Annotated in this window: 24 protein-coding genes; 15 read left to right on the forward strand and 9 right to left on the reverse strand. The window is 69.1% G+C overall.

The window, feature by feature from the left end; translation table 11 throughout:
• Positions 1–192 precede the first annotated feature (192 nt).
• Entirely contained in the window at positions 193–1,377 is a 1,185-nt protein-coding gene (locus tag ACO2Q2_RS10320) for a thiolase family protein (RefSeq protein WP_423255678.1), read from the forward strand.
• Positions 1,378–1,539: 162 nt separating this feature from the next.
• On the forward strand, positions 1,540–1,947 hold the full coding sequence (locus ACO2Q2_RS10325; protein ID WP_423255679.1) for a hypothetical protein: 408 nt from the start codon (positions 1,540–1,542) through the stop codon (positions 1,945–1,947).
• Positions 1,948–2,116: 169 nt separating this feature from the next.
• On the opposite strand, the gene ACO2Q2_RS10330 is transcribed toward ACO2Q2_RS10325, so the two are convergent.
• Complete coding sequence (locus tag ACO2Q2_RS10330; RefSeq protein WP_423255680.1) at positions 2,117–4,537, reverse strand: TonB-dependent receptor; 2,421 nt, start codon at positions 4,535–4,537, stop codon at positions 2,117–2,119.
• A gap of 89 nt (positions 4,538–4,626) precedes the next feature.
• Entirely contained in the window at positions 4,627–6,669 is a 2,043-nt protein-coding gene (locus tag ACO2Q2_RS10335; RefSeq protein WP_423255681.1) for a tetratricopeptide repeat-containing sulfotransferase family protein, read from the reverse strand.
• 337 nt (positions 6,670–7,006) lie between these two features.
• Here ACO2Q2_RS10335 and ACO2Q2_RS10340 point away from each other — a divergent pair, with 337 nt between their 5' ends.
• Positions 7,007–8,614: a carboxyl transferase domain-containing protein gene (locus ACO2Q2_RS10340; protein ID WP_423255682.1), complete on the forward strand. Its 1,608-nt coding sequence runs from the start codon at positions 7,007–7,009 to the stop codon at positions 8,612–8,614.
• A 39-nt stretch (positions 8,615–8,653) separates the two neighbouring features.
• Here the strand turns inward: ACO2Q2_RS10340 and ACO2Q2_RS10345 are convergent, their stop codons facing one another.
• The 6 genes from ACO2Q2_RS10345 to ACO2Q2_RS10370 all read right to left on the reverse strand — a co-directional run bounded on the left by ACO2Q2_RS10345 (position 8,654) and on the right by ACO2Q2_RS10370 (position 13,504).
• On the reverse strand, positions 8,654–9,442 hold the full coding sequence (locus tag ACO2Q2_RS10345; protein WP_423255683.1) for a hypothetical protein: 789 nt from the start codon (positions 9,440–9,442) through the stop codon (positions 8,654–8,656).
• A gap of 298 nt (positions 9,443–9,740) precedes the next feature.
• Positions 9,741–10,604, reverse strand: coding sequence for an FTR1 family iron permease (locus ACO2Q2_RS10350; protein WP_423255684.1), 864 nt, complete (start codon positions 10,602–10,604; stop codon positions 9,741–9,743).
• A 4-nt stretch (positions 10,605–10,608) separates the two neighbouring features.
• A complete protein-coding gene (locus ACO2Q2_RS10355) occupies positions 10,609–10,944 on the reverse strand; it encodes a cupredoxin domain-containing protein (RefSeq protein ID WP_423255685.1) in 336 nt (111 codons plus the stop codon).
• Between the two features lie 165 nt (positions 10,945–11,109).
• Positions 11,110–11,415 (reverse strand): DUF6587 family protein, encoded by a 306-nt coding sequence (locus tag ACO2Q2_RS10360; RefSeq protein WP_423255686.1) that lies wholly within the window; start codon positions 11,413–11,415, stop codon positions 11,110–11,112.
• The gene (gene feoB / locus ACO2Q2_RS10365; RefSeq protein WP_423255687.1) at positions 11,412–13,262 is read right to left on the reverse strand and encodes a ferrous iron transporter B; all 1,851 of its coding nucleotides are present in this window, start codon (positions 13,260–13,262) and stop codon (positions 11,412–11,414) included. The genes ACO2Q2_RS10360 and feoB overlap by 4 nt, the downstream gene beginning before the upstream one ends.
• Positions 13,259–13,504 (reverse strand): FeoA family protein, encoded by a 246-nt coding sequence (locus ACO2Q2_RS10370; protein ID WP_423255688.1) that lies wholly within the window; start codon positions 13,502–13,504, stop codon positions 13,259–13,261. The genes feoB and ACO2Q2_RS10370 overlap by 4 nt, the downstream gene beginning before the upstream one ends.
• Before the next feature lie 119 nt (positions 13,505–13,623).
• On the opposite strand from ACO2Q2_RS10370, the gene ACO2Q2_RS10375 reads away from it, so the two are divergent.
• From ACO2Q2_RS10375 to ACO2Q2_RS10410, 8 genes are all read left to right on the forward strand, one after another.
• Positions 13,624–14,412, forward strand: a complete 789-nt coding sequence (locus ACO2Q2_RS10375) for an enoyl-CoA hydratase-related protein (protein ID WP_423255689.1) — start codon at positions 13,624–13,626, stop codon at positions 14,410–14,412.
• A 256-nt stretch (positions 14,413–14,668) separates the two neighbouring features.
• A complete protein-coding gene (locus tag ACO2Q2_RS10380; protein ID WP_423255690.1) occupies positions 14,669–16,666 on the forward strand; it encodes an acetyl/propionyl/methylcrotonyl-CoA carboxylase subunit alpha in 1,998 nt (665 codons plus the stop codon).
• 266 nt (positions 16,667–16,932) lie between these two features.
• The gene (locus tag ACO2Q2_RS10385; RefSeq protein ID WP_423255691.1) at positions 16,933–17,832 is read left to right on the forward strand and encodes a hydroxymethylglutaryl-CoA lyase; all 900 of its coding nucleotides are present in this window, start codon (positions 16,933–16,935) and stop codon (positions 17,830–17,832) included.
• Between the two features lie 239 nt (positions 17,833–18,071).
• Positions 18,072–19,409, forward strand: coding sequence for an amidohydrolase family protein (locus ACO2Q2_RS10390; protein WP_423255692.1), 1,338 nt, complete (start codon positions 18,072–18,074; stop codon positions 19,407–19,409).
• Positions 19,406–19,903, forward strand: a complete 498-nt coding sequence (locus ACO2Q2_RS10395) for a GNAT family N-acetyltransferase (protein ID WP_423255693.1) — start codon at positions 19,406–19,408, stop codon at positions 19,901–19,903. The genes ACO2Q2_RS10390 and ACO2Q2_RS10395 overlap by 4 nt, the downstream gene beginning before the upstream one ends.
• A 13-nt stretch (positions 19,904–19,916) precedes the next feature.
• Complete coding sequence (locus ACO2Q2_RS10400) at positions 19,917–20,504, forward strand: YdeI/OmpD-associated family protein (RefSeq protein ID WP_423255694.1); 588 nt, start codon at positions 19,917–19,919, stop codon at positions 20,502–20,504.
• On the forward strand, positions 20,501–20,980 hold the full coding sequence (locus tag ACO2Q2_RS10405; RefSeq protein ID WP_423255695.1) for a GNAT family N-acetyltransferase: 480 nt from the start codon (positions 20,501–20,503) through the stop codon (positions 20,978–20,980). The genes ACO2Q2_RS10400 and ACO2Q2_RS10405 overlap by 4 nt, the downstream gene beginning before the upstream one ends.
• Entirely contained in the window at positions 20,977–21,546 is a 570-nt protein-coding gene (locus ACO2Q2_RS10410) for a GNAT family N-acetyltransferase (protein ID WP_423255696.1), read from the forward strand. The genes ACO2Q2_RS10405 and ACO2Q2_RS10410 overlap by 4 nt, the downstream gene beginning before the upstream one ends.
• Before the next feature lie 80 nt (positions 21,547–21,626).
• On the opposite strand, the gene ACO2Q2_RS10415 is transcribed toward ACO2Q2_RS10410, so the two are convergent.
• On the reverse strand, positions 21,627–21,737 hold the full coding sequence (locus tag ACO2Q2_RS10415) for an RcnB family protein (protein ID WP_423255697.1): 111 nt from the start codon (positions 21,735–21,737) through the stop codon (positions 21,627–21,629).
• 199 nt (positions 21,738–21,936) lie between these two features.
• On the opposite strand from ACO2Q2_RS10415, the gene ACO2Q2_RS10420 reads away from it, so the two are divergent.
• The 4 genes from ACO2Q2_RS10420 (at position 21,937) to ACO2Q2_RS10435 (ending at position 26,244) form a co-directional block, all read left to right on the forward strand.
• Positions 21,937–22,704: an SDR family oxidoreductase gene (locus ACO2Q2_RS10420; RefSeq protein ID WP_423255698.1), complete on the forward strand. Its 768-nt coding sequence runs from the start codon at positions 21,937–21,939 to the stop codon at positions 22,702–22,704.
• Between the two features lie 136 nt (positions 22,705–22,840).
• Entirely contained in the window at positions 22,841–23,404 is a 564-nt protein-coding gene (gene yeiP, locus ACO2Q2_RS10425) for an elongation factor P-like protein YeiP (protein ID WP_423255699.1), read from the forward strand.
• Positions 23,405–23,517: 113 nt separating this feature from the next.
• Complete coding sequence (locus ACO2Q2_RS10430) at positions 23,518–25,632, forward strand: FUSC family protein (RefSeq protein WP_423255700.1); 2,115 nt, start codon at positions 23,518–23,520, stop codon at positions 25,630–25,632.
• Between the two features lie 90 nt (positions 25,633–25,722).
• Positions 25,723–26,244: a hypothetical protein gene (locus tag ACO2Q2_RS10435; protein WP_423255701.1), complete on the forward strand. Its 522-nt coding sequence runs from the start codon at positions 25,723–25,725 to the stop codon at positions 26,242–26,244.
• The last annotated feature ends 25 nt before the right edge of the window (positions 26,245–26,269 follow it).

The following is a 26,269-nucleotide window of genomic DNA, read 5'->3' on the forward strand; positions in this document are numbered from 1 at the left end:
CCGGCAGCGTGATCGTGAGAACGGGCGGCCCCTCCGCCAACCTGTCTACAACGCGACCGGTTGCATTACACCCTACCGCCGTGGGACGCACCAGCTCGTCGCGAACGATGGTTTGCCGCCCTCCGCCGACGGCTGCGATAATCGCAGGGTTCCTACCGCGCCATCGCGCCCCAGGTTTCCCCGGAGAATCCCATGTCTGTCGTCAGCGTAGTGATTGCCGGTGCCAAGCGCACCGCCATCGGTTCCTTCCTCGGCCAGTTCACCGGCGTGCCTGCGCCCAGGCTCGGTGCCACCGCGATCAAGGCCGCGCTGGAGCAGTCCGGCGTGCCGGCCGCCGACGTCGGCGAGGTGATCATGGGCTGCGTGCTGCCGGCCAACCTCGGCCAGGCGCCGGCCCGCCAGGCGTCGATCCACGCCGGCCTGCCGCTGTCGGTCGGCGCCACCACCGTCAACAAGGTGTGCGGCTCGGGCATGAAGGCGATCATGCTCGGCCACGATCTGATCAAGGCCGGCTCGGTCGGCGTGGTGGTGGCCGGCGGCATGGAGTCGATGACCAACGCCCCGCACATGGTCAACGCCCGCACCGGCATCCGCTACGGCGACGGCCAGCTGGTCGACCACATGGCATGGGACGGCCTGACCAACCCGTACGACGGCAAGGCGATGGGCGTGTTCGGTGAACTGTGCGCCGACAAGTACCACTTCACCCGCGAGGAGCAGGACGCGTTCGCCACCACCTCGGTGACCCGCGCGCTGGAGGCGCAGAAGAACGGCGCCTTCGCCGGCGAGATCGCTCCGGTCACGGTGACCGGCCGCAAGGGCGACGTGGTGGTGGATACCGACGAGCAGCCCGGCCGCTCGGACGTCAGCAAGATCCCCACCCTGCGTCCGGCATTCAGGAAGGACAACGGCACCATCACCGCCGCCAGCTCGTCGAGCATCTCCGACGGCGCCGCCGCCGTGGTGCTGCTCTCGGCCGACGACGCCAAGGCGCGCGGCCTCGCGCCGCTCGCCCGCATCGTGGCGCACGCCACCCATTCGCAGGAGCCGGAGTGGTTCACCACCGCGCCGGTGGGCGCGATCCAGAAGGTGCTGGCCAAGGCCGGCTGGAAAGTCGGTGACGTGGACCTGTTCGAGATCAACGAGGCGTTCGCCGTGGTGGCGATGGCGCCGATCAGGGAGCTGGGCATTTCGCACGACAAGGTCAACGTCAACGGCGGCGCCTGCGCGCTCGGCCACCCGATCGGCGCCAGCGGCGCGCGCCTGGTGGTGACCCTGCTCAACGCGCTGGAAGTGCGTGGCCTCAAGCGCGGCATCGCCACGCTGTGCATCGGCGGCGGCGAGGCGACGGCCATTGCAGTGGAGCGCATCGACTGAATCGTCACGCACCCGGATCGACAATCCAGGCGCCCCCCAAGGCTGATGCTTAACAGACACGTTAATGTGCATTACGGCGTATCAAGAAAGCGGTAGCGACTTTCATCCGAACGAGCTATTAATACGCGGCCATACGGCATTCCACGGCAAAGGAGATCCACTATGAAGTTCACGCGTACCCTACTCGCCTCCGCGCTCGTCGCGCTGCTGGCGGCTTGCAGCAACGGCGCGCAGGATTCCGCGCAGGACGCCCAGAAGTCCGCTGACCAGGCTCAGCAGGCTTCCGACCAGGCCCAGAAGGCTGCTGCAACTGCCCCGACGGCGGCGACCGAGCAGGCGGCTGACCAGGCCAAGATGGCCTCGGACACGGCCTCCATGGCTGCCGAGCAGGCCAAGCAGGCCGCTGCTGCGGCTTCCGCTGGCGCCCCGGCGTCGAGCATGACCGCGTCCGGCGACGGCATGACGAAGGATGCCAAGGACGCTGCCTCCAACGCTGCGAACCAGGCCGATAAGGCTGCGGACGCCGCCAAGGACGCCGCCGACAACGCGAAGGACGCTTCGGGCAAGTAATCCGCCCGCGGGTTTTTCGATACAGGAAACCGGCCACCCCAGGGTGGCCGGTTTTTTTGTGACGCCATGAGACAGGCTGCCGAGCCGGGGCGTTCGGCCATGTATTCCACCGGGTAAAAAAGCCCCGGTTGCACCGGGGCTTCGACCGCGCATGGCGAATGTTCCGGAACTAGAAGTTCTGGGTGAAGCGCACGCCGATCGTCCGCGGCTGGTTGGTGACCGTGTAGACCTGGCCGTTGGGATACTGCGGCACCACGCCGTGCGCCGCGCATGTCGCCGCGGCGCACTCGGCGTACCTGTAGAGCGCCGCCCGTTCGTCGAACACGTTGTTGACGTACAGGTCCACCGAGAAACTGCTCCAGTTGAATCCGGCGGAGAGATCGAAGGTGGTGTAGGCCGGCAGATTGCCGATCAGACCGTTTTCGACGGTGCGCAGGTCGGAACGGCGCTGGCCGACATGCACCACCGCCCCCTGCACGAAGGCCTCGTTTTGACCGACGTCCCACGAATAACGGGCCACCAGGTTGCCCTTGAACTTCGGCGTCACGGGCAACCGGCTGCCCTTCGGGGCTTGCGGCGTGGGGCACTCGGTGACCGGCTTGCCGGTGGCATCGGTAAAGCCGCAGTAGTTCGCCGTGAGCTTGGCGTCGTAGAAGGCCAGGCCACCGCTGAGCTGCAGGTTGTAGGTGGCCGCCCAGGTCAGCTCCGTCTCCATGCCGCGGACCCGGGCCTGGTTGGCGTTGCGGATCTCGGTCAGGCCGTTGGCGCCCAGGATGCTGAACTGGAAGTCCTTCCATTCCTCCTGGAACACCGAGCCGTTGAACGACAGCCGGTTGTTGAGCCAGGTGGTCTTCCAGCCCAGCTCGTAGTTGGTCAGGTAGTCCGACTTGTACGGCGGCAGCGAACCGCGGCGGTTGATGCCGCCGGGGCGGTAGCCTTCCGAACGGGTCGCGTAGACCATCTTGGTCGGCGTGATGTTCCAGGTCAGGTTGATCTTGCCGAGCGAACCGGTTTCCTTGACGTTCTTGTTGAAGTCCAGGCACGGCGCGCCGCGATACGGCATGGGCGAGATGCAGCCCGCCTCGCCGTAGCTCGATCCCGGGGAGAAGCCTTTGCTGAACCCGTAGAAACCGCCCAGGCTGTTGTCGGCGCGGAAATAGCGCCCGCCGATGGTCGCCGTGAGGGTATCGGGGATGAGGTCGTAGGACAGCTCGCCGAAGACGGCCTCGTCCTTGTCGGTGCGTACCTGCTCGGTGAGCCAGATGGTGCTGGGCCAGCCGGGCACGGTGAGCGCGTCGGACAGGCCGTCGATCTTGTAGCGCTGTTCGATGTCGTGCACCGACTTTTCCCAGAACAGTCCACCGACCACGCGCAGGCGGTCCTCCTTCGGCGACGCCAGGCGCAGCTCGTGGCTGTCCATGGTGTAGTGGTCCTTGCCGATGATGTACTGCGACGGATTGATCAGCGCGCCGCTGTTGTCGTAGATGTATGCGCCGTAGCCGTACAGCGTGTCATACCAGAACGAATAGTCGCTGTAGTCGTTGTGCTCTTCCTGGTCACGCTTGAGGTGCGCGTAGGCATAGGTCAGGTCGAAGTTGCCGATCTTGCCCTGCACCGTCATCGCCGCCTGCCACCAGCGATCGGTCGAACGCTCGGGGTAGAAGTGGGTGATCGAGAGATCGCCAAGCGTCTCGTCGCTGGCCATGTTGCCGTGGGTGGTGGTCTTCTGGCCCATGAAGGTGCCGTTGATCGACCAGTCCTCGTTGAGGTCGACCTTCAGCGCCGCACGCGCGCCGTTGATGTCGTTGCTGTTGTAGTTCTTCCTGGCCGCATGCGTGCACACCAGCAGGCTGCCGGGCGTGCACGTGGGGGCATTGCTGACCGTGCCGCCCCAGCTTGGATAGGTGCGCGTGCCGGCAACGTTGTCGACGTAGCCGGCATCACGCTCGTGCCAGCCGACCAGGCGGATCGCGGCCGTCCTGGAGATCGGCACGTTGACCATGCCTTCCACCACGTGACCGATGCCGCCGTTGGCAACCGAGTCGATGCCGGCCGAGTAGCTGGCGGCGAAACCGCCGGGATCGGGCTTGTTGGTGATGATGCGCAGGGCACCGGCCTGGGCACTGGCACCGTAGAGCGTACCCTGCGGGCCGGCCAGCACCTCGACGCGGGCGATGTCGTACATGTGGATGTCGAGCGGACCGGTGACGGTGGTGACCGGCTGCTCGTCCAGATACACGCCCACGCTGGGCCTTGAAGCGGAGTGGTTGCCGTCACCGCCGCTGGCGATGCCGCGCATGTAGATCTCGGAGAAGCCGGGCGCCAGGCTCTGGTAGGACACGCTGGGCAGGTACTTCACGTAGTCGTCGAAGTTGCTGATGTGCAGCTGCTCGATCTTCTCGGTGCCCAGCACCTGGATGCTGATCGGCACCTTCTGCAGGTTCTCCGTGCGCTTCTGCGCCGTCACCGTCACGGCGCTGAGCTGGGCCACCTTCTGGTCCTTCGGCGGCGCGGTGGGCGACGGCGTACTGGCGTCCTGGGCGAACGCGGGCGCGGCGATGGCCAGGCAGATCGCGGCGGCCAACGGCATGCGGGACAGGCGCCTGCGCACGTTCCCGGAAACTGGTGTATTGCGGTATCGATGCATCGGTTCCCCTCCCTCAAGTAAACAACCTGGATTTATGGATTGCGGTGTTGCCAGACTTCCCCGTCTTGCGGCACCGCGGGATAGGCCCGCAGCACCGCTCCCAAACTCTGCTCCAGCGGTTCCAGCCACGGCGCGTAGTGCCGCCACTGCTCCACGCTCTCGCGATAGATCGGCCGGCGCACCTGCTCGGAGCTGGCGGTGCGCACCGGACGCGCGTTCTCGAAGAAGCGCAGGCACGCCTCCTCGAACGGCAGCCTGCAGTGCGCCAGCAGCCGGCGCACCTCGCCCTCGGTGTCGTCCACCATCCGCTCGTAGATCACCCGGTGCACGCGCCCCGGCAGCACCGCGTCATAGTGCGCCATGAGCGCCACGTAGTCGCGGTAATAGCGCCCCATGTCGCTCAGGCTGTAGCTGAAACTCTGCCCGCGCGCGAAATGCTGCTTGAAGCCGGAGAAGCAGCACGCCATCGGATGCCGCCGCGCGTCGATGATGATCGCGTTGGGCAGCATCAGCTGGATCAGCCCGATGTGCATGAAGTTGTTCGGCATCTTGTCGATGAACAGCGGTGCCGCGGTCTTGCGCTGGATGCGCGTATGCGCCAGATAGCGCTCGCCCAGCTCGCGCAGCGCGTCGGGGTCGAGCCGGGCCAGCGCGTCGTGGTACGGCATGGGACTGTCGTCCCCGGCCTGCTCGCGCAGCAGCCGGGTGATCGAGGTGATCTCCGGCAACTCCATCGTGCCTTCCACCTGGCTGTGGCTGGACAGGATCTGCTCGATCAGGGTGGAGCCCGAGCGCGGCAGGCCGACGATGAAGATCGGATCGCGCGCGTCGCAGCCGCTGCCGGCACGCTCGGCAAAGAATTCGCGCGTGTACTGGCGGCGGATGTGCTCGACCCGCGCATGCGTCTCGTCGGCGTCGTAGCGCAGCTGCGCACGACGGCGGGCGTTGCCGGCAGCGTAGTGGCGGAACGATCCGGCGTAATCGCCGGCATCTTCCAGCGCCTTGCCCAGCGCGAAATCCAGATGCAGGCGGTCGTCGTCGGACAGGTCCGTGCGGGCCAGCTGCGCGCGCATGGTGGCCACGTCGTCGCCGCCGAAGCGAAAGGTCTTGAGGTTGGCCAGGCTCCACCAGGCTTCGCCGAACGACGGCGCGCTCGCCAGCGCGCGCCGGTACGCATCAATCGCGCGACCGGTGAGGCCGGCGGTCTTCAGCGCATGGCCGTAGCTCATCCATACCGGCGCGTTGTCCGGGTATTCGGCAAGCAGGTCGGCGTAGAGGTCGATTGCGGTGTGGTAGTCGCCGATCCGGCACAACACCACCGCCTTGAGATTGCGGTGCGCCGGGTGCCCCGGCTCGGCCGCCAGCAGGCGCTCGATCTCGACCAGCGCCTGCTCCGGCTGGTTGCTCCGGTGCAGCAGCAGCGCGTAGTTCTGCCGGGCGGCATGGAAGCCCGGCGCCAGTTCGAGGCAGCGCTCCAGCAACTGCCGGGCTTCGTCGGTGCGACCGACCCGGGCCGCCAGCTCGGCGAACATGCGGATCGCCGCCACGTCGGTCGGCGCCTCGCGCAGGTGCTGGCGCAGCAGACCTTCGGCTGCGGGGATGCGCTCGTCCGCCAGCGCGGCGCCCGCGGCGATCAGGCGCGGGTCGGCGGCCGCGTGGCGCACATGGTTGAGATAGGCCTCGCCAGCGCCGTCGACGTCGCCGATCGCGTGCAACTGGTCGGCCAGCACGCGCCAGGCCTGCGGCAGATCAGGCTTGAGCGTCAGCGCCCGGCGCATCGCCGACACCGCCTCGGCGTACCGCCCGAGCTGGGCCAGGGCCAGGCCCAGCTCGAACTGCAGCATCGCCCAGGCGGGCTGGCTCGCGGCCAGCGGTTCGAGTACCGCCAGCGCGCCGACCCCGTTGCCCTGCGCCGCGCGGGCCGCGGCCAGCAGGCGCAGGGCGGCCGGATGTCCCGGCACCGCCTTGAGGATTTCGCCCACCTGCTCCTCCGCCAGCGCCGGATCGCGCACGAGCAGGCGCTCGGCGTGCGCGAGCGCCTGCTCGACCGAACCGGTGGCGGCCGCTGCCGTCATCGACAGCACGGTTGCAAATGAAACTGCGGAAACACGCGACAAGGCATGACGACGAGAATCCCCCCTGGACTTCCCGGCAATCTATCGTCGAAATCGGGCGACGCATAGAGGTCAGCCGCCGACGCGCTCGCAATCGTTTGCGATGGACGCGTTCGCCGGACGTGCGGCACCCCTTCCGACATCCCGCCCGGCACATGCCCTGCCGCACCGGCGCAGGGGACATGGCCGGCCCCTGCAGGTGCTTCGCCACAGCGCCCCGCTTTGCGGCGGTGCGTAATGGGCCGCTCGCGCCGCGCCGCTATCATCGCGGTTTTCCTTGTGCACGGCAGCCTTGCCCATGAGTGTGATCGCCTCGCAGATCGACCCCCGGTCGCCCGAGTTCCAGGCCAACGCGGCGCAGCTGCGCACGGCGGTGGACGACCTGCAGCGGGAGCTGGCGAAGGCCGCCGAGGGCGGCGGCGCCAAGGCGCGCGACAGGCACGCCACGCGCGGCAAGCTGCTGCCGCGCGAGCGCATCCGCGCCCTGCTCGATCCGGGCTCGCCGTTCCTGGAGCTCTCCGCGCTGGCCGCGCACGGCATGTACGACGATGCCGCGCCCGCGGCCGGCCTCATCACCGGCATCGGCCGCGTCGCCGGCCTCGAGGTGGTGGTGGTGGCCAACGACGCCACGGTCAAGGGCGGCACCTACTTCCCGATGACGGTGAAGAAGCATCTGCGCGCGCAGGAAGTGGCACTGGAAAACCGCCTGCCCTGTGTCTACCTGGTCGACTCCGGCGGAGCGTTCCTGCCGCTGCAGGACGAGGTGTTTCCGGACAAGGAGCACTTCGGCCGCATCTTCTACAACCAGGCGCGGATGTCCTCGCTCAACATCCCGCAGATCGCCGTGGTGATGGGCAGCTGCACGGCCGGCGGCGCCTATGTGCCGGCGATGAGCGACGAGACCATCATCGTGCGCGAACAGGGCACGATCTTCCTCGGCGGCCCGCCGCTGGTGAAGGCCGCCACCGGCGAGGTGGTGGACGCCGAGACGCTGGGCGGCGCGGACGTCCATACGTCCATCTCCGGCGTGGCTGACCACTATGCGGAAAATGATGCGCACGCGCTGGCGATCGCCCGCGACATCGTGGGCCATCTCAACCGCACCAAGGAGATGCCGCTCGCCCTGCGCACCCCGATCGAACCGAAGTACCCGGCCGAGGAACTGTACGGCGTGATCCCGCAGGACACCCGCCGCCCGTTCGATATCCGCGAAGTGATCGCGCGTATTGTCGACGGCTCGGAGTTCCACGAATTCAAGGCGCGCTACGGCAAGACCCTGGTCTGCGGCTTCGCGCACATCCACGGCTACCCGGTGGGCATCGTCGCCAACAACGGCATCCTGTTCGCCGAGAGCGCGCTCAAGGGCGCGCACTTCATCGAGCTGTGCAACCAGCGCAACGTGCCGCTGGTGTTTTTGCAGAACATCACCGGCTTCATGGTCGGCAAGAAGTACGAGCAGGCGGGTATTGCCAAGGACGGCGCCAAGATGGTCACCGCCGTGGCGTGCTCGCACGTGCCGAAGTTCACCGTGGTGATCGGCGGCAGCTTCGGCGCCGGCAACTACGCGATGTGTGGCCGCGCCTACGGCGCGCGTTTCCTGTGGATGTGGCCGAACGCGCGGATCAGCGTGATGGGCGGCGAGCAGGCGGCCAGCGTGCTGGCCACGGTCAAGCGCGATGGCATCGAGGCGGCCGGCAAGCGCTGGAGCGCGGAAGAAGAGGAGGCGTTCAAGGCGCCGATCCGCGAGCAGTACGAACGCCAGGGCCATCCCTACTACGCCAGCGCGCGGCTGTGGGACGACGGCATCATCGACCCGGTCGACACCCGGCGGGTGCTGGGCCTGGCGATCTCCGCCTCGCTCAACGCGCCGATCGAGCCCGGACGCTTCGGCGTGTTCCGCATGTGATCGCGCGCGTCCCGGCCAGGCGGGGCGCGCGCAGCACGATCAGAAGAACTCGTAGGCCAACTGGGCCACCCAGGTTCGACGCGGCGCCGCCGCATTGATGCCCAGAAGCAGGCCGACGCGATATTCCAGGTTGCCCTGGCTGCCGGGCACATGCCATTCGCCACTGACGGTCGGACCCGCGTGATAGGCATTGTCGGCCTCCCGGCCGTACGCCTCGATGCCGGGGCGGAACGCCCTCGATACCGCGTAGCTGCCGGCATAGCTGTAACGGAATCCGGTGCCGCGTGGCGCGCCGGCGCCAATCTTGCGCTCCCAGATCAGGTTGATGCGGTGATCGAAACGGCCCACCGCTTTTTCGAACAGCGGCCCCACCTCGATTTCGGCCGGGCCACCGCCTTTGGGACGACCGTAGGACGCGAGCATGCCGACGTCCGCCCAGTAGCGGCCCGGCTCGGTGAACTGGAAGGTGTTCTCGAATTCGTAGCCGATCAGCTTGCCTCTGGCACCCGGTTCCTTTTTGTATTCGGCCACGTACAGCTCGGGCTTCCACCAGCCGTTGAATGCATGTGCGAAGGAAAGCTCGGCCGCGCGCTCGCCGTTGATGGCGGCACGCCCGTCGCTGAAACCGTAGCCGCGCACCTCGATTTCGCTCTGGGTGGCGGTCACGTGTGGCGAATAGACGATGAAGTCGTCGGCATGTGCGAAGCTCGCGGCGACCCAGAGCGGCAACACCAGCATCGGCGCCAACCGTCGCCGCGAAGTCGGCCGATGGCCCGATGGCGGTACCGTCCCAGGAGCGGCGATGCGGGGGGCAAGGATGGAAGACATGCGTGGGTTCCTCAAAAGTCGAGAGATGGAGACAGCGTGCGAAGGTGGAACGGCGTGGCGCGCAGCGCCCTCCCGCGCGCGGCCGGACCGCACGGCGCGGGTACGCAACGAATGGAGTCAGAGGCTGAGAAAAATTCGCCCGCCGTAGCGAGAGCGCCGCCAAGCGTTCGTGACAAGGTGCATTGGGGGCAAATCCGGGGAGTTTGGTGAACCAAATGACCCGGATTTGCCCGCAGCGCGCCGCCGGCACGGACGTTTGGCGGCGGTCGCAGTAGGCGGGCGATTTTTTCTCAGCCTCTCAGTGCTGCGGTTGCGGCGTGCCGGCCGAAGCCGCCGACGCGCCGCGCGGCGCAGCCTGCGCAGGCGGTGTACCCAACCAGCGCATGCCGGCGAACAAGGCGATCGCGGTGACCGCGTAGAACGCCAGCTGGATGCCGGCGGGCGAGGCGTCGTAACCCACCAGCACGCCCAGCGTCTTGCCGGCGAGCGAACCGTTGGAAAGCAGCGCCGAGGTGTCCCACAGCTGTTCGCCCCAGGCCGGCAACTTGTTGGCCTGCACCAGGAAGCGCGCCGCGCTGGAGGCCAGCCCGGCCGCGAGCAGCACCAGCATCACGTTGGTGGCGCGGAAGAAATGCTTCATCGGAATGCGCAGCAGGCCGACGTACAACCCGTAGCCCAGCAGCACGCCGCTGGCCACGCCGAGCGCGATGCCGCCGACCAGGCCGGCGACGCCGATGCCGCCCATCGCCATCGAATAGACGAACAGCACCACCTCGGAGCCTTCGCGCAGCACCGCCAGCCCCACCACCGCGAGCAACAGGGTGAGCGAACTGGAACCGGCCTTCACCGCCTGCCCCACCGCGCCCATGTGCTGGGCCAGCTCACGCGAGTGGCGCGCCATCCACACCACGTGCCAGCCGATCATCGCCACCGCCGCCAGCAGCACGGTAGCGTTCATCAGCTCCTGGCCGACCCCATGCGCCAGTTGCGCGATGGCCCCGGCACCCAGCGCCACCAGTACCGCGCCGAGCAGGCCCAGGCCAATGCCGCCGGCCACGTACAGCCCGCGCCGGTCGATGCCGCGCGTGGCGGCACAGATGATGGAGATGATCAGCGCCGCCTCCATCACCTCGCGAAAAACCAGCAACGCTACGCCGGGCATGGCATCACTCCGCGATCAGACGGCCCTGGGCCGTGTCCTGGTGGAAGTCGCCGAAGAAGCGGTAGCTGCCGGCCTTCAGCGGACCGACGTAGACACTGGTCGTGCTGTTCGGCAGCACGATCTTCTCGCGGCTGAAATCGGTGCTCTCGAACTCTTCCGGACTGGCGTCGCGGTTCTCGATCAGCAGCTTGAAGCGCACGCCGGCCGGCACTTTGAGCTCGGCCGGCTGGTAGACGTGGTTCTGCAGCACGAGCCTGAATTCCGGCTGGTCGTCGGCGTGCGCCGCGGACGCCAGCGCGGCCAGGCAAAGTGCAGAGGCAAGGACAAGGATTCGGGACATGGAATGTTTCACCGCATTCGTGAGTTCTGTAAATGATAGTAGTTATCATTCGGATGTGCAATACGATGCAGGCCGCTGCGGGCACGGCGCGTCGGGGCCGGCCATGCCGCCGGATTCAACGGTGACCACGAGACCGCGACCCGCCCGGCCCGTATCCAGGCCGGATCAGCGCGAGCGCGACTTGAACTCCAGCGGCTGCCTCTGGACCGACGACGGTACGGCCGATCCACAACCGCCGCAGGCATCGCAGCCGTCACCGCTGCCGCAAGCGCCGGCCCTGGCCTCGGCGGGCCGCAGCCAGCGCGCCAGGCGATGGGCCACGGGGCCGCGCTGCGGCGACTCCAGCGCCGCACAGAGCCGCGCGAGCAAGCGCTTGCTGGTCGCCGGCATCAGCTTGCGGAAGGCCACCCACGCGCTGGCCGCCAGCACGCCGGCCAGCACCACTGTCTGCACGACGGCGAACGCGCTCACCAGAGCACCCGCGCCAGCTGGTAGGTGATGAACGAAGCGAGATACGCCAGACCGAACAGGTAGCCGGCGGCGATCGCCACGTTGCGCCAGGAGTTGGTCTCGCGGCGGATCACCGCCAGCGTCGACATGCACTGCGGCGCGAACACGTACCACGCCAGCAGACTGAGCGCGGTGGCCAGCGACCACTGGTGGGCGATCAGCGGGCCGAGCTGGCTGGCGATGGAATCGTCGCCGCCGGACATCGCGTACACCGTGCCCAGCGCCGACACCGCCACCTCGCGCGCGGCCAGCCCCGGCACCAGCGCAATGCAGATCTGCCAGTTGAAGCCGATCGGCGCGAACACGTAGTGCAGCGCGTGGCCCAGCCGCCCGGCCAGGCTGTAGTCGATCGCCGGCCCGGTGGCGCCCGGCGGCGGCCCCGGGAAACTGGAGAGAAACCACAGGATCACGGTGAGCGCGAGGATGATCCCGCCGACCCGCTTGAGGAACACCTTGGCCCGCTCCCACAGCCCCAGGGCCACGTCACGCACGTTGGGCAGGCGATACGAGGGAAGCTCCATCAGCAGCGCATGCTCGCTCTTGTCGCGGCCCAAGCGCTTGATCACGAACGCCACCGCCAGCGCGCTGGCCACCCCGGCGAAGTACAGCGTGAACAGCACCACGCCCTGCAGGTTGAACACGCCCCACACCGTGCGCTGCGGGATGAACGCGGCAATCAGCAGCGTGTACACCGGCAGGCGCGCCGAGCAGGTCATCAGCGGCGCCACCAGGATCGTGGTGAGCCGATCGCGCGGGTCGGTGATGCTGCGCGTGGCCATGATGCCGGGGATCGCGCAGGCGAAGCTCGACAGCAGCGGAATGAACGCCCGCCCGGTGAGCCCGGCCTTGAACATCAGCTTGTCGAGCAGGAAGGCCGCACGCGGCAGGTAGCCCGACTCCTCCAGAATCAGGATGAACAGGAACAGGATCAGGATCTGCGGCAGGAACACCAGCACGGCGCCGAGCCCGGCGAAGATGCCGTCGTTGAGCAGGCTGTGCAGCGCGCTGCCGGCCGGCAGCGCCGAGCTGACCCAGCCGCCCAGTGCCGTCACCCCGGCCTCGATGCCGTCCATCAGCGGCTGTGCCCACGAGAACACCGCCTGGAAGATCAGGAACATCAGCACCGCCAGGATCGCCAGCCCGAACACCGGGTGCAGCGCCCAGCGGTCGATCGCGTCGTCCAGCCGATCGGTCGCCGAGGGCATCACCACCGTGGCGGCGAGCAACTCGCGCACCAGCGCATGCAGGTCGGCGCGGCTGGCCGGGTCGTCCGCCTGCACCGGCGCGGCCGGCGGCACCTCGCCGTCCACGCGCGCGATCAGCGCGCGGGCGCCGCCGCGACGCACGGCCACGGTTTCCACCACCGGCATGCCGAGCCGGCGCGAGAGTTCCGCCACGTCAATGGCGATGCCGCGGCGGCGCGCGGTGTCCATCATGTTCAGCGCCAGCACCACCGGGCGTCCCAGTCGCTTCACCTCGAGCACGAAGCGCAGGTGCAGGCGCAGGTTGGTGGCATCGGCCACGCACACGATCAGGTCCGGCGCCGGCTCGCCCGGGTAGATGCCGGCGCAGACGTCGCGGGTGATCTGCTCGTCGGGGCTGTTCGCATCCAGGCTGTAGGTGCCGGGCAGATCGAGCAGATGCAGCACGCGGCCGGACGGCGCGGTGAAACGGCCCTCCTTGCGCTCCACCGTCACGCCGGCGTAGTTGGCCACCTTCTGCCGGCCGCCGGTGAGCTGGTTGAACAGCGCGGTCTTGCCGCAGTTGGGATTGCCGACCAGGGCGATGCGCAAGGTGCTGGCGCTCACGCCGCCTCCTGCAGTCGCACCGTGACGCGCGCCGCCTCGCTGCGCCGCAGGGCGAAGCGGGTGGAACCGATCAGGATCAGCAGCGGATCGGCCCCCAGCGGACCGCGCGCCACCAGGCGCACCGGTTCGCCCGCAACGAAGCCGAGATCGCGCAGGCGCTGGGCGATCGCATCGTCCAGATGGGCGTCATCCACGCGGTCCACCACGGCAGGCGAACCCTTGGGCAAGTCGGACAGGCGCACAGGCTTTGGCCTAAATAGGAATGGTTCGCATTGTATATCGTTCCCTGCAGCGCCGCACTCAAGCCCGTTTCCCGGTGTGCGGGCGTTTATCATCCCGGTTCTTTGCCAGGGACTTCGCCATGACGAGCCGCCTCTCGATCACCGACCAGGACCGCGTGCGCCGCATCGCGCTGAACCGGCCCGAGGTGCACAACGCCTTCGACGACGCGCTGATCGCCGAACTGACCGCCGCGATCGACGACGCCGGCCGCGACCAGAACGTGCGCACCGTGGTGCTCACCGGCGAAGGCGAAAGCTTCTCCGCCGGCGCCGACCTGACCTGGATGCGCTCGATGGCGCAGGCCGGTGAGCGCGAAAACCGCGAGGATTCGCTGCGCCTGGCCCGCCTCATGCGCCGCCTGCAGTTCTGCCCCAAACCCACCATCGCCCGGGTCAACGGTGCAGCCTTCGGCGGCGGCGTGGGCTTGATCGCCTGCTGCGACATCGCCATCGGCGTGGAGGGTGCCAGGTTCGGGCTCACCGAAGTGAAGCTCGGCCTGGTGCCGGCGGTGATCTCGCCCTACGTCATCGCCGCGATCGGCCTGCGCCAGGCGCGCCGGCTGTTCCTCACCGGCGAGTTCTTCGACGCGGCCGCCGCGGCGCACATCGGCCTGCTGCACGAGGCCGTGCCGCGCGAACAGCTGGACGATGCCGTGCAGCGCGTGCTGGGCTTCCTCGCCAAGGCCGGCCCGGCCGCACAGGCCGAGGCCAAGACACTGGCGCTGGGCATGGCCGGACTGGACGAGGCCAGCGCCGAGCGCATCGACGAGGCGAACGCCGCGCTGATCGCCCGGCTGCGGGTGTCGGCCGAGGGGCAGGAAGGGCTGGGCGCCTTTCTCGCCAAGCGGGCGGCGGCCTGGGTGGTGTAGTCATCCAACATGCACCGCGTAGGAACGCACCCTGTGCGCGACCACCCTGTGCCCTGAGGCTGCATCCGTCGCTCACAGGGTGAGCTCCTACAGGCGGGGTCCCCGTAGCACCCTGTGCGCGACCATCCCTCGCGCCGCAACAACACCCGATCCATCTCCACGACGCCCCCTTGCTGCGCTGCGCATCGGCTGAAAACCGCCGTTCTGCTACCGTTTCGGACTTTGCATCGCGGCGCACGCCATCCAGGGACTTCGCATGTTCGAGCGCGTTTTGATTGCCAACCGCGGCGAGATCGCCTGCCGCGTGATCCGCACCTGCCGCCGGCTCGGCATCCGCACCATCGCGGTCTATTCCGAAGCGGACGCCGACGCCCAGCATGTGCGCCTGGCCGACGAAGCGTTCCCGATCGGCGGTCCGCGCCCGGCCGACTCCTACCTGCGCGGCGCGGCGATCCTGGCGGTGGCGAAGAAGGCCGGCGCGCAGGCCATCCACCCCGGCTACGGCTTCCTCTCCGAGAACACCGGTTTCGCCCGCGCCTGCAGCGACGCCGGCATCGCCTTCATCGGGCCGCGGCCGGAGAGCATCGAGGCGATGGGCTCCAAGGCCGCCGCCAAGGCGCTGATGGAGCGCCACGGCGTGCCGCTGGTGCCCGGCTACCACGGTGACAACCAGGACGGCACCTTCCTCGCCGAACAGGCGTGCGCCACCGGCTTCCCGCTGATGATCAAGGCCGCGGCCGGCGGCGGCGGCAAGGGCATGCGCATCGTGCGCAAGGAAGCCGAGTTCGCCGACGCGCTGGCCTCGGCGCAGCGCGAGGCGCAGTCCTCGTTCGGCGACGCGCGGGTGATCCTGGAGCGCTACGTCGAGCATCCGCGGCATATCGAGTTCCAGGTGTTCGGCGACAGCCAGGGCCGGGTCATCCACCTCAACGAGCGCGAATGCTCGGCGCAGCGCCGCTACCAGAAGGTGCTGGAGGAAACGCCCTCGCCCTTCCTCGACGAGGCGCGACGCGCGGCGATGGGCGAAGCCGCCGTAGCGGCGGCCAGGGCGGTGAACTACGTTGGTGCCGGCACGGTGGAGTTCATCGTGGCGCCGACCGGCGAGTTCTTCTTCATGGAGATGAACACGCGCCTGCAGGTCGAGCATCCGGTCACCGAGCTGACGCTGGGGCTGGATCTGGTCGAATGGCAGCTGCGCGTGGCCGCAGGCGAGCCGCTGCCGCTGGCGCAGGAGCAGATCCGCGCCCACGGCCACGCCATCGAGGTGCGCCTGTACGCGGAGGATCCGGAGCAGAACTTCCTGCCCGGCTCGGGCAGGCTGCTGCGCCTGCGCCTGCCCGAGCCTTCGAGGCATGTGCGGCTGGATGGCGGCGTGATCGAGGGCGACACGGTCACCATCTTCTATGACCCGATGATCGCCAAGCTGATCGTGTACGACGCCGATCGCCCGCGCGCCCTGCTGCGCCTGCGCGAGGCGCTGGCCGCGTGCGAGATCGCCGGGCCGAAGTCCAACATCGCCTTCCTCGAACGGCTGGCGCGCCATCCTTGCGTGATCGAGGGGCGCATCGACACCGGCTACCTCGACCGCCACCTGGACGAGTTTCTCGTCGGCGACGTCGCCCCGCCCGATCGGGTGTTGTTCGCGGCGGCGACGGCAGCATTGCTCCACGACGAATGCGCGGCCGCCAGCCGGGGCCTGCACGGCCACGACCCGCATTCGCCCTGGGCGCGGGCCGACGCCTGGCGCATCGGGCATGCCGGCAGGCGTGTGGTGGCGCTGTCGCTGCGCGACCATCGGTACGAAGTGGATGCCCACGGCCACGATGGCGATTACTGCTTGCGTCATGGCGAAAACCGCTGCGAGGTTCGCGGGGCACGCCACGACGGCGAGATCCTGAGCGCGCGCTTCGACGACGAGTCGATACGCCTGCCACTGCGTGCCGATGCCAGCCGCGTTCTGCTGCACGACCTCGACGGCCAGCGCTACCGCCTCGCTCGCGCCGCCGCGTACGCCTGGTCCAGCGAAGATGCCGCCGTCGGCAACCAGCTCCTCGCACCGATGCCCGGCCGCATCGTGCTGGTGAAGGCCGCAGCCGGCGACCACGTCGAGCAGGGCCAGGAACTGCTGGTGATGGAAGCGATGAAGATGGAACTCGCCTTGAAGGCGCCACGCGCCGGCACCATCGAAAGCGTGAGCGCCAACGAGGGCGAGTTCGTCGAGGCCGACGCGGTGCTGGTCCGCTTCAGCGAATGAGCCGGCACCCTGGGCGCGAACGCTCTTCGCTTCGTTGCGGCATCGGTCGCCCACAGGGTGGGCTCCTACCCACCATCCGCGTGTAGGAGCGCACCCTGTGCGCGAACGCTCCTCGCTTCGTTGCCGCATCGATCGCCCACAGGGTGGGCTCCTACCCACCATCCGCGTGTAGGAGCGCACCCTGTGCGCGAACGCTCTTCGCTTCGTTGCCGTATTTATCGCCCACAGGGTGGGCTTCTACCGAATTTTGAGACCGGAGAACCGCGATGGACCCTTCCAACCACGTCCGCATCGTCGAAGTCGGCGCCCGCGACGGCCTGCAGAACGAGAAGACCCTCCTGCCGACCGCGGTGAAGATCGCACTGATCGACCGGCTGTCTTCCACCGGCCTGCAAACCATCGAGGCCACCAGCTTCGTCAGCCCGAAGTGGGTGCCGCAGCTGGCCGATGCGGCCGAGGTGTTCACCGGCATCCGCAAGGTGCCGGGCGTGAGCTATCCGGTGCTGGTGCCGAACCTGCAGGGCTACGAGCGCGCCCGCGCCGTGGGCGCGACCGAGGTGGCGGTGTTCTCCGCGGCCAGCGAGGCGTTCAACCGCAAGAACATCAACGCCTCGATCGACGCATCGATCGAGCGCTTTCTGCCGGTGCTGGAGCGCGCGCAGGCCGACGGCGTGAAGGTGCGCGGCTACGTCTCCACCGTGCTCGGCTGCCCGTACCAGGGCGAGGTGCCGGTGGCCGACGTGGTGCGCGTGGCCCGGCGGCTGCACGCGGCGGGCTGCTACGAGGTGTCGCTGGGCGACACCATCGGCGTGGGCACCCCGGCGAAGGCGCGCGCCATGCTGCGCGCGGTGGCCGCCGAGGTGCCGATGAAGGCGCTTGCCGTGCATTTCCACGACACCTACGGCCAGGCGCTGGCCAACATCCTGGCCTGCCTGGAGGAAGGCGTGCGCGTGGTCGACAGTGCCGTCTCCGGCACCGGCGGTTGCCCGTACGCGAAAGGCGCCACGGGCAACGTGGCCAGCGAGGACGTGGTCTACATGCTGCACGGCATGGGCCTGCACACCGGCGTGGATCTGGACCTGCTGGTCGCCACCGGCGCATGGCTCTCGGCGCAGCTGCACAAGGAAACCGCCAGCCGGGTGACCCGCGCGCGTACGGCGGCCTGAGCCGCCGCACAAGCGCCCGACCATCGGGTAGGAGCGCACCCTGTGCGCGACCCCGGCCCCGGAGATCGGGATCCCGGCGATGGGGTTGGACTGAACACGCAATCTCAGCGGGAGCGGCGCATGTTTGATCAGCTCTGCGGGTGGTCGCGCACAGGGTGCGCTCCTGCCATGGTCGGGCGAAACATCACGGCGGGCGCCGCTAGAATCGGCAAGGAGAGAACATTTCAAGGGGAAATCCGATGCGCGTACGTCACGACGTCTGGTCTGCGGTCTGCGCCGCACTGCTGTCCATCGCACCCGGGGCCACGGCTGCCGAAGCGCCGGCAAAGGACACCCTGCTGCTGCCCGACCGCGTATGGACCGCCGATGGCGACGCCGCGCACGCCGGCTGGGCGGTGCTGGTGCATGACGGCAAGGTGGCCGCGGTCGGTCCGATCGACACGATCAAGGCGCCCGCCGGCGCCGAACGCATCGCCCTGCCCGGCAGCACGCTCACGCCCGGCCTGATCGACCTGCACTCGCACCTGTTCCTGCATCCGTACAACGAGACGCTGTGGAACGACCAGGTGCTCACCGAGCCGCAGGACTACCGCACGCTGGAAGCCGCGGGCCATGCGAAAGCCACGCTGCGGGCCGGCTTCACCGCGCTGCGCGACCTGGGCACCGAGGGTGCCGGCTTCGCCGACGTGTCGATCAAGCGCGCCATCGACGACGGGCTGATCCCCGGCCCGCGCATGTTCGTCGCCACCCGCGCCATCGTCGCCACCGCCAGCTACGGCCCGGGGCCGCGTGGCTTCCGCCCCGACCTCGACCTGCCGCAGGGCGCGCAGTCGGTCACCGGCGTGGATGCCGCCGTGGCCGCCGTGCGCGAGCAGGCCGCGCGCGGCGCGGACTGGATCAAGCTGTACGCCGACTACCGCGTGGGCGACCACGGCGAGACCATGCCCACGCTGTCGCCGGCGGAGATCCGGGCGATCGTCGACGCCGCGCACCAGATCGGCCGCCCGGTCGCCGCCCATGCCGCCAGCGAGGCCGGCGTGCGCAACGCGGTGGAGGCCGGGGTAGACACCATCGAGCACGGCTACGGCACCAGCGAGGCCACCTTCCGCCTGATGAAGCGCAAGGGCATCGCCTACGAGCCCACGCTCACCGCGGTGGAAGCCACTTCCGAATACTTCCAGCACTACGTGCCGGGCCAGTCCGCCCCGACGCCAGCGATGAAGGAGGCTGAGCACGCCTTCCGCACCGCACTGAAAGTGGGCGTGACCATCGGCAACGGCAGCGACGTGGGCGTGTTCGCGCACGGCGAGAACTGGCGCGAGCCGGCGCTGATGGTCGCCGACGGCATGACGCCCGCGCAGGCGCTGCACGCGGCCACCGACGTGGCCGCGCGCGTGCTGCGCGAGCAGGACCACTTCGGCCATATCGCGCCGGGCCAGTTCGCCGACCTGGCCGCGTTTGCCGGCGACCCCAGCCGCGACATCCAGGCGCTGCGCCACCCGGTGTTCGTGATGAAGAACGGCACCGTCTATCGAATCCCCGCATCCCCGACCACACCATCCCCGACGACACCATGACCGAACGCACCACCTCCTTCGCCATCCGCCCCATCGAGACGCGCGACGACGCCGCCGTCGCCCAAGTGATCCGTACCGTGATGCCGAGCTTCGGCGCCGACGGCCCCGGCTTTGCCATCCACGACCCCGAGGTCGACCACATGACCGAGGCCTACGCGCAGCCGCGCTGCAGCTATTTCGTAGTCGAGCGGGACGGCCGCGTGGTCGGCGGCGCGGGCGTGGCGCCATTGCAGAACGCCGAGCCGGACGTGTGCGAGCTGCGCAAGATGTATTTCCTGCCCGAAGCCCGCGGCATCGGCGCCGGCACCGCCATGATGCAGCGCTGCCTGGACGCCGCGCGCGCCCACGGCTTCGCCCGCTGCTACCTGGAGACGCTCACCGGCATGGACCAGGCGCAGGCGCTGTACCAGCGCACCGGCTTCAATCCGCTGGGCGCACCGATGGGCGGTACCGGGCACTTCAGCTGCGATCGTTACTTTCTGCTGGACCTGTAGAGGGAGGTGCACCATGAACACCGACGCGCGCGTGGATGGCTACATCGCTGCCGCGGCACCGTTCGCGCGCCCGGTGCTTGAGCATCTGCGCGCGGTGGTGCATGCCGCCTGTCCCGATGCCGCCGAAACGCTGAAGTGGCGCATGCCGTTCTTCGAATACCGGCGCCGGCCGCTGTGCATGATGGCGGCGTTCAAGCAGCACTGCGGCTTCGGCTTCTGGCAACCGGAAGCGAAAGGCGGCGATGCCGATGGCATGGGCCAGTACGGCAAGCTCACCGCGATCGGTGACCTGCCGCCCAAGCGCACCTTGATGGCCGCGGTGAAGGCGGCGATGCAGCGCATCGAAACCGGCGCACCATCACCGCGTTCGCGCGCCGCCGCCAAGCCTGCGCCCGCCGTGCCGGACGATCTTGCCGCCGCGCTCGCGCTGCGCAAGCATGCCGCGGCCAAGCGGCATTTCGAGGCGTTCAGCCCCAGCGCGCAGCGTGAATACACCGACTGGATCACCGAGGCGAAGAACGCCGCCACCCGCGGCAAGCGCCTCGCCACCACGCTGGAATGGCTGGCCGAGGGCAGGCACCGCAACTGGAAATACCTGTGAGCCCCGATACCCCCGCCCCGCCCCGTCTCGAATTCCGCATCGACGATCCGGCCCGCCCCGAGCTGCGTCCGCTGATCGAGCCAAGCGACGGCTACCTCGCCGAGCTGCATCCCACCGGCAACATCGAGCCGGTGTCGCTGGCTGCGCTGCAGCGCCCGCAGGTCACCCTGCTCACCGCCCGCGTGGACGGCGCTCCGGTGGCCTGCGGTGCCTGCATCGACGAGGGCGAGTACGTGGAGATCAAGCGCATGTACGTGCTGCCGGCCTGTCGCGGACTGGGCCTGGGCAAGCAACTGCTCGAAGCGATGGAAGCACACGTGCGCAGCCGCGGCGGCCGCATGGTGAAGCTGGAGGCCGGCACCGCACAGGCCGAGGCGCTGGAACTCTACGAACGCGCCGGCTACCGCCGCTGCCCGCCGTTCGGCGAGCATCACGCCAATCCCCGCAGCGTGTGCATGGCGAAGGTGCTCGCATGATCCGCATCGCCACCGGTGCCGACGCCACCGCGTTCCACGCCATCTATCTGCCGCACGTGCTCGAAGGGGCAGCCACCTTCGAGACCGTGCCGCCGTGCGTCGAGGCGATGCGCGAGCGCGTGCTGGCGCGGCTGGAGCACTACCCGTGGCTGGTCTGGGAGGAGGCCGGCGAGGTGCTGGCCTACGCCTACGCCAGCCGCTTCCGCGAACGCGCCGCCTACGACTGGATTGCCGAGACCTCGATCTACGTGCGCCCCGAGGCGCAGCGCCGCGGCATCGCGCGCCGGCTGTACGGCACGCTGCTCGACGCGATGCGCATGCAGAACATCTACCAGGCGGTGGGCGTGATCACCCTGCCCGGCGCGGTGAGCGTGACGGCGCACGAGGCGATGGGTTTCACCCCCGCCGGCGTGTGGCGCCAGGCCGGCTACAAGCTGGACCAGTGGTGGGACGTGGGCGTGTGGCAGAAGACGCTCGGCGAACCGGCGAATCCGCCCACACCGCTGATTCCGTTCCGCGCGCTGCGTGCCTCCCGTGCATGGCAGCGGCTGTCCGTGGCTGGCTGATCGCGCGCGCCCCGCACCATCAAAGAACCCCGCTTGCGCGGGGTTCGAAAGTGGCCTCTCCGGCCCTTGCAACCGGACGCTCAGTTGCCGGCGATGATGCTGGCGATCACGCCGGTAGCCGCTGCAATCAACAGGTACTCGCCGTTGTCGCTGCGCACGTATTCGTAGCCGAGCGATTTCTTGATGTTCATGTACACACTCCAGGTGGAAACGGCCCCGCCCTGTCTCTCGTGCAACGCGACTGGCAGGAGACCGGCACCGTGGTCCTGATGTGTGGAATTTGGCGTGAAAACGTGAACGTCGCGTGGCGAGGCGTTCAGACTCGCCGCATGGCTGTGCCGGCAATGCCTCCATTACCATGGCGGTTTTCCACGCTCCAGGGATACCTCCATGCAGCTCGCTCAGGTCAAGGCCGTCATCACCGGCGGCGCCTCCGGACTCGGCCACGCGGTCGCCCAGCACCTCGTCGCGCACGGCGCGACCGTGGCGCTGTTCGACGTCAACGAGGAGAAGGGCCAGGCCGCCGCCGCCAGCCTCGGCAAGGCGGCCCGCTTCCATCGCACCGACGTCACCTCCGAAGACGGCGTGAGCACCAACGTGGCCGCCGCGCGCGAGGCGATGGGCGGGCTGAACGCGGTGATCAACTGCGCCGGCATCCTCGGCGCCGGTCGCATGCTCGGCAGGGAAGGCCCGATGCCGCTGGGCAACTTCGCCACCACCGTGATGGTGAACCTGGTGGGCAGCTTCAACGTGGCCAAGGCCGGCGCGGCGCTGATGCAGGGCAACGAGGCGGGCGAGGACGGCGAGCGCGGCGTGATCATCCACACTGCGTCCGTCGCGGCGTACGAGGGCCAGATCGGCCAGGCTGCGTACTCGGCCTCCAAGGGCGGCGTGGTCGGCATGACCTTGCCGATGGCGCGCGAGCTGGCGCGCTTCGGCATTCGCGTGGCGACGATCGCGCCGGGCATCTTCTGGACGCCGATGGTGGACTCCATGCCGCCGGCGGTGCAGGAATCGCTGGGGGCCTCGATCCCGTTCCCCTCGCGGCTGGGCAAGCCGGAAGAGTTCGCCGCCACCGCCGCCTTCATCCTCACCAACCGCTACATCAACGGCGAGACGATCCGCCTCGATGGCGGCGTGCGTTTGCAACCGAAATAAGCCGACACTTCAACGCTCCGTCATTCCCGCGAAAGCAGGAATCCATTGTTCTTCATGGACCGTCCAAAGTGGATTCCCGCTTTCGCGGGAATGACGATCAGAAAAGCTCCGACTCCAACCCATCATCTGGCTCCCCATGAAAGCTTCCGACGTCAAGAAAGGCAACGTGGTCGAACACGACGGCACCGTCTATCAGGTGCGCGACATCGAGCGCAGCGCGCCCACCGCGCGCGGCGGCAACGTCACGTTCCGTTTCACCATGTATTCGATCCCCGGTGGCCGCAAATACGATCTCAGCCTGCGCGCCGACGACGACCTGAAGGAGATGGACCTGGTGCGCCGCGCCGCCAACTTCTCCTACATGGACGGCGACGCGTTCGTCTTCATGGATGCCGAGGATTACACCCAGTACCTGCTCAGCCCCGAACTGGTCGGCGACAACGCCGGCTACATCGTGGAAGAGCTCGAGGGCTACTACGTGCAGCTGATCGACGACGTGCCGGTCGGCCTGCAGGTACCCACCAGCGTGGTGCTGACGGTGGTCGACACCGCGCCGGAAATGAAGGGCTCCAGCGCCACCAAGCGCGCCAAGCCGGCCCGGCTCGACACCGGCATCGAGATCCAGGTGCCCGAGTACATCGGCAACGACGAGAAGGTGTGGGTGAACACCACTACCGGCGAATTCGCCGGCCGCGCCTGAGCGCCGGCTGACGCAGGGACGACCGTGGCGCAGGCGCGCACCGCCCGTCTGCACCGGTTTGACCGGGGCTGGTGCAGAATCACCCTGCATCCCCCCGATGGAACCGACGCGGCATGACCGCCCGCAGCTACTCGCTCCGCAGCAACGTGGTGGAAAGCCTGACCCGCACGCGGCGTCCGGACGTGCCCCCGAGCGTGGTGCTGCGCAATACCGCCGCGGTGATCCTGCCGCTGGCGGTGGGCATGGCCACCGGGCACACGGCGATCGGCCTGGGCGTGGGCGTGGGCGCGCTCAACACGATGTTCTCCGACCAGCCGGGGCCGTATCGCCAGCGCATCTGGCGGTTGCTGCTGGCGGCGCTCGCGGCGGCGCTGGCCTCACTGGTGGGCATGCTGATCGGCGATCAGTTCGGCCCGATGCTGGTCGCCACGGCGGTGGCGGGCTTCCTCGGCGGCATGCTGGTGCTGTTCGGCGCGGACATCGCGCGCGTGGGCATGACCAGCATGATCCTGCTGGTGGTGACCGCCGCCACGCCGATGCCGAGCGTGGCGAGTGCGTTCGGTGGCGCCGCACTGATCTTCGCCGGCGGTCTGCTACTGGCGATGTTCTCGGTGGCCGCCTGGCCGCTGCAGCGCTACCGGCCCGAGCGCCTGGCGCTGGCCGAAGTGTTCCGCGGCCTTGCCCGGCTGGCCCGCCAGCAGGCGCACGACGAGGCCGACGTGCCCGCGCTCACCGAGGCGATGACCACGCTGCAGCACACCCTGCTCGGCCGCCACCACGCGCGTGGCCGCGCGATGGAGGCGTTCGGCGTGCTGCTGGAACTGGCCGAACGGATCCGGCTGGAACTCACCGCACTGGCCGATCTGCGCGCCAGCCCGGCCCTGCATGCGATCTTCCGCCACGACGCGGCGCGGGTGATGGATGCCATCGCCGAGGCGCTGGATGAGGGCGAAGCTCCCGCCGGCGCCGAACGCGCGCTGCGCACACTGCAGGCCAGCGAACGCACCCTGCTCGACCAGCCGCAGGCCGGCGGCGGCCTGGCCGTGCATATCCACGCGCTGACCGGCCAGCTCGCCGCCGCCGTGCGCAACGCGCAGTGGGCCGGCAGCCGCGGCGAATGGCGCGCGGTGGCCGCGGAAACCCCGCTGCCGGCGGCGCTGCGCAGCCATTCGGTGCTGGCCACGCTGCGCGCCAACCTCACCCCGCGCTCGGTGGCGTTCCGTCATGCCGTGCGCAGTGCGGCGTGCCTGTGCGTGGCGCTGGCGCTCGCCCGCTGGCTCCGACTGCCGCACGGCTACTGGGTGCCGATGACCGCCGCCATCGTGCTGCGCCCGGATTTCGCCGCCACCTTCAACTTCGGTCTGCTGCGGGTGGTCGGTACCGTGCTCGGCCTGCTGCTCACCACCGCGCTGCTGCACGTGACGCCGAACGAGCCGTGGGCGCACCTCATCCTGATGGCTGTGCTGTGCATGGGCTTTCGCTATCTCGCCACGGCGCACTACGGCGTGGCGGTGGCCGCGCTCACCGGCACGGTGGTGATCCTGCTCTCGTTCGAGGGCGTCGACCCGGGCGGCGCGGTGATCGACCGCGTGATCAACACCGCGCTGGGCAGCGCGATGGCGCTGGTCGCCTACGTGCTGTGGCCAACCTGGGAGCGTGTGCGCGCCCGCGCCGCGCTGGCCGACATGCTCGACGCCTACGCCCGCTACCTGGCGGCGCTGGCGGCACCCGGGCAGCGCGATGCCCACCGCGAGACGCGCACCGCGGCGCGCATGGCGCGCACCAATGCGCAGGCCTCGCTGGAGCGCATGCGCGGCGAACCCGGCACGCCGCTGGCGCTGCTGGAGCTGGCCCAGGCGCTGTTCGCCAACGGCAACCGGCTGGCGCGCACGGCGATGGCGCTGGAAGCGCTGATCGACGACCGCGAGCGCCTGCCGGAACCGGCCGAGATCGGTGGCTTCGTGCAGCACGCCGCCGACGCCCTGCACCAGGTGGCACAGGCCCTGCGCGAACAGCAGCCGCTGCCGCCATTGCCCGCGCTGCGCGACCTGCAGCGCAGCCTCACCGCCCTGCTCAAGCTGAGCGACGACGCACCCACCGCCGAGCTGGTCGAGCACCTCAGCGACCGCCTGGTCGACAACATCCACACGCTCGCCCACGTGGTCGAGCGCAGCCGCCAGCCGCTGCCCGGCCCGGCCGCCGATCCGCGGCGCCTGCCGCAGAGCTGAATGGTGGCGCAGGCTGTGATGGCAGTCGGTCGCGGGCGGGAAATGAGACGTTATGCTTCCGCGGTCAATCACCTCGTTGGGACGCCACCCATGATCCGCATCCGTATCGCCGCCCTCGCCGCCGCCCTGCTGATAACCGGCCCGGCCTTCGCCGCCGATGTGAGCATGGCCGGCGGTGCCGTCACCTTCACCACGCCGGACAACTGGCTGGGCATCATGGAGACGCAGGGCGATCCCGAGGTGCGGGTGTTTCAGGTGCCCGACCCGTCGCCCACCGCGAGCAACACGCTGGCACGCGTCACGGTGACGGTGAAGCAGGTGGGCGACATCGGCGGCTACCGGCGCTACGTCAGCGAGGCCAACGCCAAGGCGCAGGCCCTGCCCGGCTACCAGCCGATCCGCGGCGTCAGCAATTCCAACGGCCCGAACGATTACCTCTACACCGCCAAGGAAAGCGGCGAGACCATCGCCTACGTCGAGCACTACTGGTTCCGCGACGGTCGTGCGATCCAGCTGCGCTGCCTGCGCCCGGCCTCGACCCAGGCGGGCGCGGCGTGGCAGGCGGCGTTCGACCAGGGCTGCCAGGCGGTAGCCGGGCGGCTGGGGAAATAGGCGTTGACGCGGTACCCTTCGGGGC

It is taken from the genome of Dyella sp. KRB-257 (assembly GCF_049445995.1).
GTDB lineage: Bacteria > Pseudomonadota > Gammaproteobacteria > Xanthomonadales > Rhodanobacteraceae > Dyella_A.